Genomic DNA, 16,609 nt, shown 5'->3' on the forward strand with positions numbered 1-16,609 from the left:
ATACGCCCTTATTTCCTTATGCACCAATCACAGCATGACTGATTTGTTCAATTAAACGTTTATAAATGTTGCTACCGTCATTCGGATTGGTTTTGATTTCAATTAACGTGGTTTTACGGCGGGTGTAGGCTTGTTTTAACACACTGCTTAAATCTGCCCAAGTGTAAGGGTGAGCATATTTGATATCGAACATAGCTGCAATTTGTGAAAAATCGCCATTATGCGGTAAGCGATAAAAGCGGTCTTTGACCGCTTCATCCACCGGTAACATATCAAAAATCGCCCCCCCATTATTGTTGATGACAAAAATAATGGTGGGTTGTGTGACATTTTTGAACAGTGCAAGAGAATTGAGATCATACAGGGTTGAGGTGTCCCCAATCATCGCGACAACGGGTTGATTAGTGCCTACGCCAATTCCCGCTGCGGTTGCTAATAAACCATCAATCCCACTTGCCCCACGATTGGTATAAATCGGGTAGCCTTCAGGCAGTTTGGTAAGGGCATCGACAAGACGTACAAATAAACTATTACCAAGGAACAAAATCCCGTTATAAGGCAACACCCGTTCAATGTGGTGAGCAAGAGAGGCTTCGTTAAGGTTACCGCCGACTTGTTGTTCGATAAAACCGGCACAGAATTTGGACAACGCCAAAGGTTCCAGCAACCAAGGTTTTTGACGAAGAGGCGGATGCGCCCGTAACCAGTGGTGCGCTTTCGCATTAAAACGGGTATGGGAATGATGATAAGGATCCACCGCCTTTTGAGTGTGTTCCACAATCCAAAATTCCCCCTTGAAAGTTTGCAAAAATTGGTTAATGCGTTTGCTGATAAAGCGTGATCCGAATTGAATAACAATCTCCGCTTGCAATAATTTTTCACGCACCGTTTGGTTGGCAAGCCAAATATCTGCATAAGGGGTCATAGGTTCCACACCGGATTGAATATCCGTTAATAGCACCCAACCCATGGTTGCTGCCCAAGCATTAATGCCCATGGCTTGTTCTGCAGGTAGTTGCCCGACAACAATCACTCCCCGTTTAGTACGCCAGTGATCCCAGTTTTCGTGCATCAGCACTTCTTGTTGTTGAGCTTCACGCGCTATCCAAGGTTTATGTTGTGAAAGCCAACGTTGTAGAGGGGCTAACCAAGGGTGGCTGTCGATAGCCTCTTCCTGTGCCTCGTAGAGTGGCTCGGCAAAAGGCACATTAATATGAACTACACCGGGCTGTTGTTTTTGTTGAAATAGCGATTGCTCAAGTAGAGAAATTAACCATTTCGCCGAATAGTCTGCATTGGGTTTCGGGAGGTTGACATTGGCAACAGGGTAGTCTGCAAACATATTTTGTTGCAAGATGGCTTGATTTGCCCCACATTCCCATAATTCCGGTGGGCGATCTGCGGTTAACACAATCAGATCGACACCGCTTTGGCGGGCTTCGATAATGGCAGGATAAAGGTTTGCTGCTGCTGTTCCCGAGGTGACGATAATTGCCACGGGGGATTGGGTCGATTTAGCAATACCAAGGGCAAAAAAGCCTAACCCACGTTCGTCAAAATGGCTATAGCAGGTGGTGCGAGCGGCATTTTGTAAACGTACGGCTTCAAGGGTTAATGGGGTAGAGCGTGAGCCGGGGGCAATACAGATATGGGAAACCCCTTGGCGTACCAAGGTTTCTAAAATCACTTTTGACCAACAACGATTAAACACGCTTACAGACATTCTTTTTCTCCATCATTATTTTCTGCAAAAAGGGAAATTAATCCCGATGCCTTACGTTCAATTTCTTGCCATTCCGCCAAAGGTTCGGAGCCTTCAACAATTCCTGCACCGGCAAAAACACGGATCCGATTTCTCTCAATAAAGGCAGAGCGGATCGCCACACAAAATTCTGAATAAGCTTCACTCATCACCCCCAATGTTCCGGCATACCAGCCTCGATCAAAGGTTTCAATTTCCGATAAGATCATCCTTGCTTGTTGTTGAGGTAAACCGGAAACTGCCGCCGTTGGGTGAATGGCTTTGAGTAGGGCCGAATCCCGATAATGCGCACTCAGATTTGCTCGAATTTTTCGTAACAAATGTTGGACTTTGCGTAAGGGTTTTAGTTCTACTTCACTGACATCAAAAGATTCCACCATAGCCTGAATGTTTTGTGAAATATCTTGCACCACCAGCCAATTTTCATTGAGGTTTTTTTCATCGTTTAATAACCATTGGGCCTGTTGCTGATTTTCTTTTAAATCAGCTGTAATAGGGGCAGTGCCGGCAAGGGCTTCGGTTAAAAACAGATTATATTCTCGGGCAAATAGGCGTTCAGGTGTCGATCCTATAAAGGTTGAATGAGGATTTTCTGCCCATAAAAAATGATAGCAACCTTGATTTTGTTTTTCACTTTCCGCAAGGAAATTATAGGGGTTAACGGGCTGTTTTAAATGAAAAACCGTTTCATTGGCTAACACCAACTTTGTGAGTTCGCCCTGTTTAATTTCATATAAGGCTTGATTGACCCAATCGCACCACATTGGCTGATTGGCCTGCTGCTCTGTATGTAGCGGAATTTGTTTTGGCAATGGGCAAAGTGCGGTCATTTTTGGTAGCGTTTTTAATTGTGCCAAGGCCCTTTGGGCAGACGTTTCACCTTCCACAAAACAACTGATTATGGTGTTTTGTTTCTCTGTTTCCAGCAACAACTGTGGCAGGATAAATTGCCCGCTACCTTGAAATTGTAACCCACCGACAAGCGGGAAATGCGATGCTTCAATAAATTCTTGTGCTAAGTTTAATGAGGTAAATTTCCGAACTTCGCCAAGGGCTGCCATTGATTTGTTTTCATCACGGAAGTGTAAATAGAACTGTGGGTAAGTGGTTTGTGATTTTAGCCATGCCAATAAGTTGATATTGGCGATGTTCACTTGAAAACGCTCAATATCCTTTTTTCCCTGTTGCAAATATTGTTCAATTTGCAGGCTGAGTTGGCTTGCGGCTTGTTCTAAACTACCCATTATACTTGTTTGAAAATACACAAAAAATTAGCTCGTATTCTACCGCAGTTTGCCTGTGACAAAAAATTTTTTTGCAAAATCTTTTCAAGATTGAAAATTCAGCGTAAATTAACCGCACTTTCTATAAAAATAAAAGGAACTGATATGCGATTATTCCCCAAATCCGATAAATTGGAACATGTTTGTTATGACATTCGTGGCCCTGTTCACAAAGAAGCACTCCGGTTGGAAGAAGAAGGCAATAAAATTTTAAAATTAAACATTGGTAACCCCGCCCCTTTTGGTTTTGAAGCACCGGATGAAATTTTGGTGGATGTGTTGCGTAACTTGCCTTCGGCACAAGGCTATTGTGATTCCAAAGGATTGTATTCTGCTCGTAAAGCCATTGTGCAATATTATCAATCCAAAGGCATACAAGGTTCTACGGTTAATGATGTGTATATTGGCAATGGCGTATCTGAGCTGATTACCATGGCAATGCAAGCCTTATTAAATGATGGTGATGAAGTGCTTGTACCGATGCCGGATTATCCATTGTGGACGGCGGCAGTGACCCTTTCCGGTGGCAAAGCGGTGCATTATTTGTGTGATGAGCAAGCCGATTGGTTTCCGGATATTGCGGATATCAAATCAAAAGTGAATGCCAACACTAAAGCGATTGTGGTTATCAACCCGAACAACCCAACCGGTGCGGTTTACAGCAAAGCGTTATTGGAAGAGATTGTGGAAGTAGCCCGTCAGCATAATCTGATTATTTTTGCAGACGAAATTTACGATAAAATTTTATACGATGATGCGGTTCATCATCACATTGCGGCATTAGCGCCGGATTTATTAACGGTGACCTTTAACGGTTTATCGAAAGCTTACCGTGTTGCCGGATTCCGCCAAGGCTGGATGATCTTAAATGGGCCGAAAAATCATGCGAAAGGTTATATTGAAGGCTTGGACATGCTTGCTTCCATGCGTTTGTGCGCCAATGTGCCTATGCAGCATGCCATTCAAACCGCCCTGGGAGGGTATCAAAGCATTAATGAATTTATTTTGCCCGGCGGACGTTTATTGGAACAACGAAACAAAGCCTATGAATTGATTACACAAATTCCCGGCATCAGCTGTGTGAAACCCATGGGTGCACTTTATATGTTCCCAAAAATTGATGTGAAAAAATTCAATATTCACAGCGATGAAAAAATGGTATTGGATTTACTCCGCCAAGAAAAAGTGTTGCTGGTGCATGGTAAAGGTTTTAACTGGCACTCACCGGATCACTTCCGCATTGTCACCCTACCTTATGTGAACCAATTGGAAGAGGCAATCACCAAATTAGGGCGTTTTTTAGAAAACTATCGTCAATAGGAAAAAATGCGGTGAAAAACGAAATATTTTTTCATTATTATGTAGGGACACACTGCGTGTGTCCGTTATAAAATCAAATCATTTCAATATGTTATAAGCGGACACACGCAGTGTGTCCCTACAACTAGCTCAAAATCAGCTTTGTGTCACTGCTACATAATACTGAACAAAAGCAAAAATGCGGTGAAAATCAACCGCACTTCGTATAAAAAAATGGAATCATTGCTGATTCCATTTTTTTGTTTAATGAGTGCTTGTACTGGTCGTTGTACGATTTGCCCGTTTACGATCGTTTTCCGTGAGCAGTTTTTTGCGGATGCGGATCGATTCCGGTGTCACTTCTACCAATTCATCATCATCAATAAATTCAATGGCTTGTTCAAGGCTAAATCTCACCGGTGTGGTAAGCACAATAGCATCATCCTTACCGGAAGCCCGCATATTGGTGAGTTTTTTACCTTGCAAGCAGTTCACGGTTAAATCATTTGAACGGCTATGGATACCAATGATTTGCCCTTCATAGACTTCTACATTGGCATCGATCATTAATTTACCGCGTTCTTGTAAACCGAATAAGGCATAGGCAAGAGCTTTACCTGTTGCGTTGGAAATTAACACCCCATTTTTACGCTGACCAATTTCGCCGCCTTTGATGTCGTCATAATGGCTGAAACTGGAGTAAAGCAAACCGGTACCCGAAGTCATGGTCATAAATTCACCACGGAAGCCGATTAGACCACGACTTGGAATGATATATTCTAAACGAACACGGCCTTTGCCGTCCGGCAACATATCACGCACCTCACCTTTGCGGATACCTAGGGCTTCCATCACAGAACCCTGGTGTTGTTCTTCCACATCAATGGTGACTTGCTCATAAGGCTCTTGTTTTTTGCCGTCAATTTCACGATAGATAACTTTTGGACGGGAAACCGCCAGCTCATAACCCTCACGACGCATATTTTCAATGAGGACGGAAAGGTGTAATTCACCACGACCGGAAACTCGGAATTCATCAGGGTTTGGGGTTTCCTCCACACGCAAGGCCACATTGTGAACCAATTCTTTATTTAAACGCTCAAGAATTTGACGTGAAGTCACATATTTTCCTTCTTGACCGGCAAAAGGAGAGGTATTGACACAGAAGAACATGGTTACCGTTGGTTCATCAACAGTTAATGAAGGTAAGGCTTCCACGGCATTGATATCACAAATGGTATCGGAAATATTAAGCTCGCCTAAACCGGTGATAGCCACGATATCACCTGCATAAGCTATTTCTTCTTCATAACGTTGTAAACCAAGGTGCCCAAGCACTTGGCCCACACGTCCTTGACGAGTTTTGCCTTCGCTATTAATGATAGTGACCGGTTGATTAGGTTTAATCGAACCGCGTTTAATGCGACCGATACCAATCACGCCCACATAGCTGTTGTAATCCAATTGGGAGATTTGCATTTGGAATGGCGCATCTAATTCTACTTTTGGTGGTTCAACATGTTTAACAATGGCCTCAAATAATGGGGTCATATCTTCTGCCAACTCTTCATGTTCTAAACCTGCCACACCATTTAATGCGGAAGCATAAATGATCGGGAAATCTAATTGTTCGTCAGTCGCCCCCAGGTTAACAAAAAGATCGAATACTTGATCCACCACCCAATCCGGGCGGGCACCCGGACGGTCTACTTTGTTGATGACAACAATGGGTTTTAAACCGTGAGCGAAAGCTTTTTGCGTCACGAAACGGGTTTGTGGCATAGGGCCGTCAAAGGCATCGACCACTAAAAGTACGGAATCCACCATAGAAAGTACACGTTCTACTTCACCGCCAAAGTCGGCATGCCCCGGTGTGTCAACAATGTTGATACGGTAATCATTCCAGTTAATTGCAGTGTTTTTAGCAAGGATGGTAATGCCACGTTCTTTTTCTAAATCATTTGAGTCCATCACTCGCTCATCAATATCGCCACGGGTGGCTTCAAAAGTACCAGATTGTTGAAGAAGCTTGTCAACAAGGGTGGTTTTACCATGGTCAACGTGGGCGATAATCGCAATATTGCGTAGTTTGTTAATATCAATTTTATTTGTCATGGGGTATCAATGTTATAAGTTATCTCAGTTATATAGGCGGTGTGAAACGAGGTTTCACGCATAAATTAAAAGGTTTATTATTTTCGTGTGTAGATTGCAATCATAAGGTGCGTCTATCTTTGGCACGAAAGGGCGCAGATTATACCCGACTTTTCTATTGACCGCCACGTTAAATCGGAAAAATAAATTCAATGAAAAGCACGGGGTATTGCGTTATAATGCACCGCATTTTTAATCATCCTTACCCTAAAGAAATAAAGAGGACTTACTATGTCAAACGCAAATGCCATCGCCCATGTATTTAACCTTATTGAAGAATATGATATCAAATTCGTGCTTCTTCGATTTACTGATATTAAAGGCAAAGAACACGGCGTATCCATTCCTGTTAATCTTGTGGATGAAGAGATGTTTGAAGACGGTAAAATGTTCGATGGTTCATCTGTGGAAGGGTGGAAAACTATCAATAAAGCCGATATGCTTTTAATGCCAATGGCGGAAACCGCCGTGGTCGATCCATTTGCGCAAATCCCGACACTTTCCCTTCGTTGTAGCGTGTATGAGCCGACAACAATGCAAAGTTATGATCGTGACCCTCGTTCTATTGCTATTCGTGCTGAAAATTATATGCGTTCTACCGGTATTGCGGATCAAGCATTTTTTGGCCCGGAGCCGGAGTTTTTCTTATTTGATGATGTGCGTTTTGATGTGTCGATGAACCGTGCTTCTTTCTCTGTTGATGATGTGGAAGCTGCTTGGAATACCAACAAAAAATATGAAGGGGGCAATAATGCCTACCGTCCATTGAAAAAAGGCGGGTATTGTGCCGTTGCTCCGATTGATAGCGCACATGACATTCGCTCTGAAATGTGTTTGCTTTTAGAAGAAATGGGATTAGTGATTGAAGCGCATCACCACGAAGTGGCAACCGCAGGACAAAATGAAATTGCGACAAAATTCAACAGCTTAACTTTAAAAGCCGATGAAACCCAAATCTATAAATATGTAGTACAAAATGTGGCTCTTGAACATGGCAAAACTGCCTGTTTTATGCCGAAACCCATTACCGGTGACAACGGTTCAGGGATGCACTGTAATATGTCATTAAGCAAAGAAGGCAAAAATATCTTCCAAGGCGATAAATATGCCGGGCTTTCCGAAACGGCGCTTTATTACATTGGCGGTATCATCAAACATGCTAAAGCGTTAAATGCTTTCACCAACCCAACAACCAACTCTTATAAACGCTTAGTACCGGGTTATGAAGCACCTGTGCTATTGGCTTATTCCGCAAGCAACCGCTCTGCCTCAATTCGTATTCCTGCGGTAACCAGCCCGAAAGCCATTCGCATTGAAGCCCGTTTCCCAGATCCAATGGCAAACCCATATCTTGCCTTTGCGGCTTTATTAATGGCTGGGTTAGATGGCATTGTGAATAAAATTCACCCGGGCGATGCGATGGATAAAAACCTTTACGATTTGCCACCGGAAGAACTGAAAGACATTCCTGCTGTGGCAAGCTCTTTAGAAGAAGCCTTAAATGCGCTTGAGAAAGACTACGAATTTTTAACCCACGGTAACGTGTTCAGCAAAGAATTTGTAGAAGCCTTCATCAGCATTAAACGCAAAGAAGTGGAACGCTTGAATATGACCCCACATCCGGTGGAGTTTGAGATGTATTATGCCTAATTTGGAAATTGGCAGTAAACCAGAGCGAGAGAAAGTGCGGTTGATTTTGACCGCATTTTCATTTTTTTATTAACATTCCTTTACATTTTCGTTCTTGTGAAAGATTAAAATAAGAACTAGAATCTCCATGCGAAAATTATGGGTAAAAATCATTAAGGATTTTAGAGTGAACAATACAAATGTAGCCAAGAATGATGAGATTGATCTCATTGAGTTGATTAAAGTTCTATGGAACAAAAAAATTTGGATTCTCCTTTCTGCTTTCATATGTACCCTGATTGCGGGCGTATATGCGTTTACGGCAAAAGAAAAGTGGACTTCAACTGCAGAGGTGATTGCGCCTACCTCGATTGATATGGGGAAATATGTTAATGCACGATTGAATTTTGCTCAATTGTTCAAAGAGCCTTTGACTGTTGATGAGATATCTAAACAGTTATATGAGAGTTTTGAGCGATTAGCATTTTCTCGAAATGAAAGACGAGAGTTTTTTTTACAATCTGATGAATATAAACGCCTAATAGAAGGAAAAGACGAAAAAGCACAGCGTCAAATCCTATCTAACCTTGTGATTGAATATACTGCCATCACTCGTCCTGATCCTAAAAAAAATGCTGATATGTTCGGTAACCGAGTCAGTTTTTCTGCAGAAACACCAGAGGCTGCACAGAATACCTTAACTCAATTTATTGATTTCATTAACACTAAAGCCTTTGAACTCAATAAAAATCTATTTCAATTGATGATAAGCCAAAAAATTGAAGCTTTATCCAATGAAAAACAATCGATTGAGCATTCTTCAAAAATCCAAAAAGAACTTAATATTGAAGTCACGCCGAGTGCTTTACCTGCAGGAAATATACAAAACCAAGTTCAATCTAATTCTACCTCTAACACTTCTCAGAGTTTAGATTCGACTTCTGCATTATTTACATATGGCGAACAATATTTACGCATCCAAGCTCAACAAATTGAAGAACAATTAAAGAAATTACAAGAAATACAAGAGTATGTGAAAACGATAAAAGCACAAGCTTATAGCTATCAGGCTTCCCCGGATTATCCTGTGGTGAAGGATAAGCCGAAAAAGGCGTTGATTCTTGCAATTGGATTTATTGTTGGTCTAGTTTTATCTACTTTTATTATTTTATTTAGTTCAGTTATCCAAAACAGTAGAAAGGAACAATGAAAAAAAAAGTAATATTTATCGGTGCTGGTGGTTATGCAAAATCAGTACTAGATTCTTTAGATACATCTCTATATGAGTTTTGTGGGTTTATTGATAACTTCAAGCCAGAGGGGGCAATTCATTTAGGCTATCCTATTCTCGCAAAAACTATTGATGAATTTGAAGAAAGAAATAATTATAGTTTTTTCATTAGTATTGGAAATAATAACTATCGTTTAGAAAAATACTTAAAGCTAGAAAAATACCGATGCAACATTATTAATGTAATTGATCGAACATCAATCATTTCTAGTCATTCAATTCTTGGTAAAGGCATATTTGTTGGAAAAATGGCAATTGTCAATAGTGGTGTCACTATTGGTAATAACGTTATTATTAACACTAAATCACTTGTGGAGCATGGTTGTCGTATTGGTAACCATAGTAATGTTTCTACAAATAGTACATTAAATGGCGATGTAATTGTTGAAGATTATTGTTTTATCGGAAGCTCATCTGTTATTACTGGGCAGTTAAGAATTGGCGAAAGTGCAGTTGTTGGTGCCGGAGCCGTAGTGATTCGTAATGTTAAACCTCGTTCAGTGGTGGCGGGGATTCCTGCAAAATTAATTAAGGAAGTTGAATAAAATGACTCAAGTATTTATTGTGGCAGAAATTGGTTGTAATCATAATGGTGATCCTAAATTAGCAAAAAAAATGGTAGATGTAGCCAGAGAATGTGGTGTAGATGCTGTTAAATTCCAAACATTTAAAGCTGATAAGTTAATTTCAAAATATGCTCCAAAAGCGGAATACCAGAAAGTTACTACTGGTACGGCAGATAGCCAACTTGAAATGACCAGAAAATTGGAACTTCCTTATGATGAGTTTCGTAAGCTAGAGAGTTATGCTCGCTCACTTGGTTTAGAAGTATTTTCTACCCCTTTTGATATGGAATCTATTGATTTCCTTGCAGGTGAAAAACAAAAGGTTTGGAAAATTCCATCAGGAGAATTAACAAACTTACCTTATTTAGAAAAAATTGCTCGTTTACCTATTGAAGGGAAAACCGTAGTTATTTCAACAGGAATGGCTACAATTGAAGAAATTAAAGATGCGTTAGCTGTATTAGAAAAAAATGGAATGCAGAAAAAAGAAATCACTATTCTTCATTGTAATACGGAATACCCAACACCTTATGAAGATGTAAATTTGAATGCGTTTTATCAATTAAAAGCGTTATTCTCCGATTATGATTTAGGTTTTTCTGATCATTCAGCAGGCTATTTTGCAGGGATTGCAGCAGTCCCCTACGGAATTACATTTATCGAAAAGCACTTCACATTGGATAAAAATTTTGAAGGTCCTGATCATAAAGCATCGGTGACTCCTGAGGAATTAAAATTACTTTGTGAAGGTATTCGTGCCGTTGAAAAATCTCTTGGTTCATCAGAAAAGATTGTAACTACTTCTGAAGCAAAAAATAAAATTGTTGCACGTAAATCTATCATTGCGGCATGTCCGATTAAAAAAGGAGAGATTTATACTACAGAAAACTTGACAACGAAACGTCCGGGAAATGGGATTAGCCCTATGAGTTGGTATGAAATCTTAGGTAAAGAAGCAGAGATGGATTTTGAAGAGGATCAACTTATCCAAGATAGCCGCTTCAAAAATCAAGGGTAAAAGAGCGGTCAAATTTATGAAAAAAATTGCAATTATCACTGCAAGATCAGGTTCAAAAGGTTTACCCAATAAAAATGTTTTATTTGCAAATGGTAAACCAGTTATAGCTTACAGTATTGAAGCAGCTTTAGAAAGTAGAGAGTTTGAAAAAATTATTGTCAGTACTGATTCGCAAGAATATATTGATTTGCTATCACATTACCCTATTGAGTTCGTGAAACGTTCAGCAGAGTTAGCTTCAGATAAAGCTAGCTCTTTTGTGGTGATTGAAGATGTATTAAATAAATATCAAAATATTGATTTTGATTATTTTGTACTATTACAACCTACTTCTCCATTAAGGACTGCACAACATATTCAAGAAGCAAATGCTAAATTTGAGCAACATTTTGATCAGTTTGATTTCTTAGTTTCGGTATCGGATGCCCATAAACCAACAACCTTAACCCGTGAAATTGATGAAGATGAAAGTTTAAAAAATTTTAAACTTGATTATTCAAATTATGCTCGCCAGCAATATTATCCGGAATATTCACCAAACGGTGCAATTTTTTCCGCCAAACCAAAAGCATACTTAAAACAAAAGCATTTTTATGGTGAAAAATGTATTGCTTATTTTATGGCTAAGGATGTGTCTGTTGATATTGATGATCGTCTAGACTTTGAATATTTTTATTTTATTCTTCAACAACGTAATAAAGAAAAAATCTTATTAGAAAATATTAAGAAAACTATTACGTCAAAAAAACAGAACTTGAACCAAGTAAAAGACATTAGTTTAATTGGACATTCTATTTTAGATTATTGGAATATTGAAACACTCAATGAGCAAGTGGTAAATAATTTGGCAATTGCTGGTATTTCAACAAAACAATATATTGAATTAATTTTAGATAAAGATGTTATTAAAGAGCTTGGAGATAAAGCAATTTTAATGTTTGGAACGAATGATATTGTTTATGATGGCTGGTCGAATGAACAAATTTGGACCGATATTCAACAAGTAATTAATAAGTTAAAAGCGATTAAAAAAGATATTACACTTTATTTCTTAGAAATTACACCAGTAGCATTACGAGTAGACCGAAATAATACTCTGATTAGAGAATTAAATAAATACTTAAAAGAACATTTGGAAGATGTAAAATGGATTTCACTTGATAGCCAATTTAGTGATCAATATGGCAAATTGAATTTAGATTACACACAAGATGGTTTGCATCTTAATGAGCAAGGTTATCAATTATTAAAAAATATTGTTGAATCAGAATTATGATGAAAAAACGAATTGCCTATGTAACAGGTTCTCGCGCGGAATACGGCATTGTAAAACGTTTATTAAAGCGTTTACAGGAAGATCAAGAATTAGATTTCAGTTTGATTGTTACTGCAATGCACCTTGATCCGCAATATGGTAATACTGTAGAAATTATTGAACAAGATGGATTTACAATTAGTGAAAAAATAGCTGTTAAGTTGGATAGTCAAAATAACCAAACTATTTTAACTTCAATGGCTGAAACTTTAGATTTGTTTGGTAAGCACTTTCAAACTCATCATTATGATGCAGTGATGGTTCTCGGCGATCGCTATGAAATGCTTTCTGTGGCAACCGCAGCAGCAATGCATAATATCCCATTAATTCATTTGCACGGTGGTGAGCAAACATTAGGCAATTACGATGAATTTATACGTCATTGCATCACTAAAATGTCAAAATTACACTTGACAGCTACAGAGAGCTATAGAAAGCGAGTCATTCAACTTGGTGAGCAACCTAAAACTGTACACAATATTGGCTCTCTGGGAGCAGAAAATGGTTTAAGTCTCGTATTGCCAACAAAAGAACAGTTATTTTCAGAGTTAAATTTGCAAAATAAACCTTATTTTATGGTGGCATTCCACCCTGAAACTATTACAGGGCAGTCTGTTGTTGAACAAGTAGAACAGCTACTATTGGCTATAGATTCATTTAAACAAGATTATCAATTTGTGTTTATTGGTTCTAATTCAGACACACATTCAGATGTGATTTTTAAAAAAGTAAAACATTATAGCCAAGAAAATAACTTTACTTTCTTTACATCAGTGAAACCTGAAGAATATTTAGCCCTAATTAAATATTCAAAAGGTATAATAGGAAATAGTTCATCAGGGTTACTTGAAGCTCCTTCATTAAAAGTTGGCACTATCAATATTGGCAAACGCCAAGAAGGGCGTGTTCGTGGTGAATCTGTTATAGATGTAGAAAGTAATCAAGAATCTATTAAACAAGGGATGGATAAATTGCTTTCAGACGAATTTCAGCAACGTTTGCCAACGATGGTAAATCCGTATTATCAGGGAGATTCGGCTGAGGAAGCTTATTCCCTTATTAAAAATTTTTTACAAAATAATACGATTAATTCCCCCAAGAATTTTTATGATCTTTAAAGTTTATATACTTTAGCTATATGATAGTATACGGAGAATAATATATGGTTAAATTAATTTCATTTTTTAAAATATCAATATTTTATATTTTATCAGAATTGGGGGTTCCAATTAAACTGAGAGTTACAGAGAAAATGCAAAAATTGTATTCTAAAAGAGAGCCTGTAAAACCATATGCTTTTATTAGATTGCATAATGAAATTAAAACGGTTGATATTGCACTGAAGAGCATTTTACCTGCTTTAAAAGGAGGTGTTATAGGCTTCCATTCTTGTTCTGATGGAACGAAAGAATATATTCTAGAATTTTGTAAAAAATATCCACAGTTTATAGCTATTGAATATCCATATGATGTAATACCATCTGGAGATAAGCGATATATGAATGATAATATTGAACCATATTCTAGATTGGATTCATATTATAATTTCGTGTGGAGCCATTTACCTAAGAATGAGTGGATAATAAAGGTTGATGGTGATCATATATATGATTCAGATGTTTTAAAAGAACTTTGCAAGCTTCCAATGAGAAAAAAAGATTGTATTATTCTTAGTAGAATAAATTTACACTGCCATAATGGGGAATGTTATATTCATGAGAAATATCCTGTAATGGAAGTGGGAGATCACTGGATTCTATATAATAGAGATGTGAAATTTAAATTTTATAAAGGTTGGATTAATGGCTGTTTCTCAGCATATGAGATATTGCCTTTACCTAGTTTAAAACGAAAAAAAATATTGGGTATTTGCCCCAATTGGCATTTTCCTGTTGTGAAAAATAGAAGAGATGATTTCAATGTTGAAGATTGGATTTTATTGAAAGATTTTAATGTTAATGAGTATATACGAAAAAATAAGTTAGAAGGACGGATACAATCTTATCTTTTAGATGAGAAAAATATATTGGAAGCATTTAGTAGATTTAATCTTTCAGGTGAAAAGATGTTACCTTAATTAATAGATTATATTTATGAGTATACTAAAAGATAGTTCTGTTTATTTTTGTGGTGAATTGTTATCAAAATCAATTCCATTCTTATTATTGCCATATTTATCTAAGAAACTAGGTGTAGATGGATTTGGAGAACTGTCTTATTATCAGACTTTTTTATCCTTGTTTGTTATATTTTTGGGGTTAAGTCAAGATAGTGCAGTAACCCGCTATTTTTATACACATGGAAAACGTTCGTTAAACTTAGTGGTAAATACAGGATATTTTTATACATTTACTTTAGGTTTTTTTGCATCAATATTTTGCTGGGTATTTAAATCAGAAATAATGTTTTATCTTGTATTGAGTGCAATTTCTCAGGTTGTATTATCAGTTCAACTCAGTGTCAGACAATGTCAAAAACAAATTTTCTCATATACATTAATTCAACTTGCTTTAACAAGTACTAATACATTGTTAACAATATTTATTCTTGAGATTTATGAGAACAATTTAGTTGAAAAACGTATATTGGCTATTTTGATTAGTAATGTATTAGTTACTTTTCTTTCTTATATGGTTTATAAGAAAAGAATAAAATATAAAAAATTCACATGGTTGCAATATAGAATATCTTTTCTTTATATAATAAGTTTTGGATTTCCAATGATATTTCATCATTTTAGTTTCTTTATAAAAACTCAGTTAGATAGAATATTTATTTTCCATCAATTTAGTGAAACTGAACTTGGAATATATTCGATGGGAGTTCAAATTTCTTCTGTATTATCTATTTTTATTATGGCTATTAATAAAGCTGTGGTTCCCTATTTATTTGAAAGGTTAAAGGAAAAAGAACTTAATTTAATAGATCTTCATAGATGGGCTTTCTACTCTTTATTTATAATTGTCATAATATTATTAATTATATTTTTAATTCCTGAGAGTTTTTTATTATTTTTATTGGGTAAAGAATTTGAAGGGGTAAAATATTATGTAATAATGTTTTGCTTTTCTGCAGGTTTAGGAATTCCATATGTTATTTTAGTAAATTACTTGTTTTTCTATGGCAAGACAAAGGAAATATCTTTCTGTTCCGTATTGTCTACTGCAATTTATTTTATGGCATTAGTTTTATTTATGTTTACTGAAATAATTTATATCCCTTATGCTAGCATTTTAGGGGCTATAGGTATCTTACCTATATTATATTTTATTACAATAAAAGTAAGAAAAGAAAATGAATAACAACCCATTAATTAGTATCATTATGCCAATGTATAATGCTGAGTTATATATAGAAGAAGCAATACGATCTTGTTTAAATCAGACTTATCAGAATATAGAGCTTCTCGTTATTGATGATGGTTCAAAAGATGATAGTATTAAAATTGTAGAAAAAATTTCTGAGCAAGACACTAGAGTTAAATTATTTTTTACGCCTTATAATCAAGGTCCTGCAATGGCAAGAAATATAGGTTTAGAAAATTCAAGTGGAGAGTATATTACTTTTCTTGATAGTGATGATTTTATTGAAAGTAATAAACTAGAAAAACAAATAGCATTTATGCTTAAAAATAATGTTTCCATGACACATGGGAACTATTATTTTTGTGATCTAGATGGAAATAAGATAAAGTCGATAACGACGAGTAAAAAAATAAATTATAAAATCTTACTAAGAAGTAACCAGTTCAAAATAATGACAGTTCTAATAAAAAAGGAAGAAATTTCTAATTTACGTTTCCCTAAAATTAAGCATGAAGATTATGCTTTTTTCTTAGATTGTTTAAAATGTATTGAGTATTCATATCTTTATGATGATGGATTTACCTCTAATGTGAGAATTGGAAAAGTAAGTGTTTCTTCAAATAAAATAAAAAGTGCTATATGGACTTTTAGACTTTATTTTTTTCAAGAAAATTTAGGATTACTCAAATCTTTATACTATTTTTGCTATTATGCATATAATGGTTTATTAAAACACAAGAGATAATAATATGATATCGATACTAATAATTAGCTATGGACGTTATAATGAAGTTATTGATACGATGAAGTGTATTAATAAATACAGAGGGAAAAAGATAGAATTACTTTTTCTCGATAATAATAACGATAAAGAGTTAGAAGCCCCACTCTTGGATGTTTTATCTGAAAATAAAAGTATACTATTTCAATATTTTAATATTGGGAAAAATTTAGGTGTGGCTGAAGGAAGAAATTTTTTAATAAAAA

14 protein-coding genes are annotated in these 16,609 nt (G+C 36.6%); 11 read left to right on the forward strand and 3 right to left on the reverse strand.

Annotated elements, in window-relative coordinates; all coding sequences use genetic code 11:
• Positions 1-16: 16 nt before the first annotated feature.
• Both menD and BKK48_RS09615 read right to left on the reverse strand, forming a co-directional pair.
• On the reverse strand, positions 17-1,723 hold the full coding sequence (menD, locus tag BKK48_RS09610; protein ID WP_077428243.1) for a 2-succinyl-5-enolpyruvyl-6-hydroxy-3-cyclohexene-1-carboxylic-acid synthase: 1,707 nt from the start codon (positions 1,721-1,723) through the stop codon (positions 17-19).
• Entirely contained in the window at positions 1,714-3,006 is a 1,293-nt protein-coding gene (locus BKK48_RS09615; RefSeq protein ID WP_077428245.1) for an isochorismate synthase, read from the reverse strand. Before BKK48_RS09615 ends, menD begins: the two co-directional genes overlap by 10 nt.
• A gap of 144 nt (positions 3,007-3,150) precedes the next feature.
• Between BKK48_RS09615 and BKK48_RS09620 the strand changes: the two genes are divergently transcribed.
• Entirely contained in the window at positions 3,151-4,365 is a 1,215-nt protein-coding gene (locus BKK48_RS09620; RefSeq protein WP_077428247.1) for a pyridoxal phosphate-dependent aminotransferase, read from the forward strand.
• Between the two features lie 243 nt (positions 4,366-4,608).
• Here BKK48_RS09620 and typA read toward each other — a convergent pair whose 3' ends face one another.
• The gene (gene typA / locus BKK48_RS09625; RefSeq protein WP_077428249.1) at positions 4,609-6,459 is read right to left on the reverse strand and encodes a translational GTPase TypA; all 1,851 of its coding nucleotides are present in this window, start codon (positions 6,457-6,459) and stop codon (positions 4,609-4,611) included.
• 270 nt (positions 6,460-6,729) lie between these two features.
• Between typA and glnA the strand changes: the two genes are divergently transcribed.
• From glnA to BKK48_RS10055, 10 genes are all read left to right on the forward strand, one after another.
• Positions 6,730-8,148 carry a glutamate--ammonia ligase gene (gene glnA / locus BKK48_RS09630; RefSeq protein WP_077428251.1) on the forward strand — a complete coding sequence of 473 codons (1,419 nt, stop codon included), beginning with the start codon at positions 6,730-6,732 and terminating at the stop codon, positions 8,146-8,148.
• Positions 8,149-8,314: 166 nt separating this feature from the next.
• Complete coding sequence (locus tag BKK48_RS09635) at positions 8,315-9,337, forward strand: LPS O-antigen chain length determinant protein WzzB (RefSeq protein ID WP_077428253.1); 1,023 nt, start codon at positions 8,315-8,317, stop codon at positions 9,335-9,337.
• A complete protein-coding gene (locus BKK48_RS09640) occupies positions 9,334-9,963 on the forward strand; it encodes an acetyltransferase (protein WP_077428255.1) in 630 nt (209 codons plus the stop codon). The genes BKK48_RS09635 and BKK48_RS09640 overlap by 4 nt, the downstream gene beginning before the upstream one ends.
• A gap of 1 nt (position 9,964) precedes the next feature.
• Positions 9,965-11,002, forward strand: coding sequence for an N-acetylneuraminate synthase (gene neuB, locus BKK48_RS09645; protein ID WP_077428257.1), 1,038 nt, complete (start codon positions 9,965-9,967; stop codon positions 11,000-11,002).
• 16 nt (positions 11,003-11,018) lie between these two features.
• Positions 11,019-12,278: a cytidylyltransferase domain-containing protein gene (locus BKK48_RS09650; protein WP_077428259.1), complete on the forward strand. Its 1,260-nt coding sequence runs from the start codon at positions 11,019-11,021 to the stop codon at positions 12,276-12,278.
• The gene (neuC, locus tag BKK48_RS09655) at positions 12,275-13,435 is read left to right on the forward strand and encodes a UDP-N-acetylglucosamine 2-epimerase (RefSeq protein ID WP_208604188.1); all 1,161 of its coding nucleotides are present in this window, start codon (positions 12,275-12,277) and stop codon (positions 13,433-13,435) included. Before BKK48_RS09650 ends, neuC begins: the two co-directional genes overlap by 4 nt.
• Before the next feature lie 44 nt (positions 13,436-13,479).
• Positions 13,480-14,394, forward strand: coding sequence for a hypothetical protein (locus BKK48_RS09660; protein ID WP_077428263.1), 915 nt, complete (start codon positions 13,480-13,482; stop codon positions 14,392-14,394).
• Between the two features lie 16 nt (positions 14,395-14,410).
• Entirely contained in the window at positions 14,411-15,619 is a 1,209-nt protein-coding gene (locus BKK48_RS09665) for an oligosaccharide flippase family protein (RefSeq protein ID WP_077428265.1), read from the forward strand.
• Positions 15,612-16,367, forward strand: coding sequence for a glycosyltransferase family 2 protein (locus BKK48_RS09670; RefSeq protein WP_208604189.1), 756 nt, complete (start codon positions 15,612-15,614; stop codon positions 16,365-16,367). Before BKK48_RS09665 ends, BKK48_RS09670 begins: the two co-directional genes overlap by 8 nt.
• Positions 16,368-16,371: 4 nt before the next feature.
• Positions 16,372-16,609, forward strand: a 238-nt coding sequence (locus BKK48_RS10055) for a glycosyltransferase family 2 protein (protein ID WP_425271822.1), incomplete at its 3' end; no start/stop codon positions are given.

The sequence above is a fragment of the Rodentibacter heidelbergensis genome (genome assembly GCF_002000125.1).
Classification (GTDB): Bacteria; Pseudomonadota; Gammaproteobacteria; order Enterobacterales; family Pasteurellaceae; genus Rodentibacter; species Rodentibacter heidelbergensis.

Coding starts and splice junctions, on each gene's coding strand:
- menD (WP_077428243.1), bottom strand. CDS start 1,723: ATGTCTGTAAGCGTGTTTAATCGTTGTTGGTCAAAAGTGATTTTAGAA.
- BKK48_RS09615 (WP_077428245.1), bottom strand. CDS start 3,006: ATGGGTAGTTTAGAACAAGCCGCAAGCCAACTCAGCCTGCAAATTGAA.
- BKK48_RS09620 (WP_077428247.1), top strand. CDS start 3,151: ATGCGATTATTCCCCAAATCCGATAAATTGGAACATGTTTGTTATGAC.
- typA (WP_077428249.1), bottom strand. CDS start 6,459: ATGACAAATAAAATTGATATTAACAAACTACGCAATATTGCGATTATC.
- glnA (WP_077428251.1), top strand. CDS start 6,730: ATGTCAAACGCAAATGCCATCGCCCATGTATTTAACCTTATTGAAGAA.
- BKK48_RS09640 (WP_077428255.1), top strand. CDS start 9,334: ATGAAAAAAAAAGTAATATTTATCGGTGCTGGTGGTTATGCAAAATCA.
- neuB (WP_077428257.1), top strand. CDS start 9,965: ATGACTCAAGTATTTATTGTGGCAGAAATTGGTTGTAATCATAATGGT.
- BKK48_RS09650 (WP_077428259.1), top strand. CDS start 11,019: ATGAAAAAAATTGCAATTATCACTGCAAGATCAGGTTCAAAAGGTTTA.
- neuC (WP_208604188.1), top strand. CDS start 12,275: ATGATGAAAAAACGAATTGCCTATGTAACAGGTTCTCGCGCGGAATAC.
- BKK48_RS09660 (WP_077428263.1), top strand. CDS start 13,480: ATGGTTAAATTAATTTCATTTTTTAAAATATCAATATTTTATATTTTA.
- BKK48_RS09665 (WP_077428265.1), top strand. CDS start 14,411: ATGAGTATACTAAAAGATAGTTCTGTTTATTTTTGTGGTGAATTGTTA.
- BKK48_RS09670 (WP_208604189.1), top strand. CDS start 15,612: ATGAATAACAACCCATTAATTAGTATCATTATGCCAATGTATAATGCT.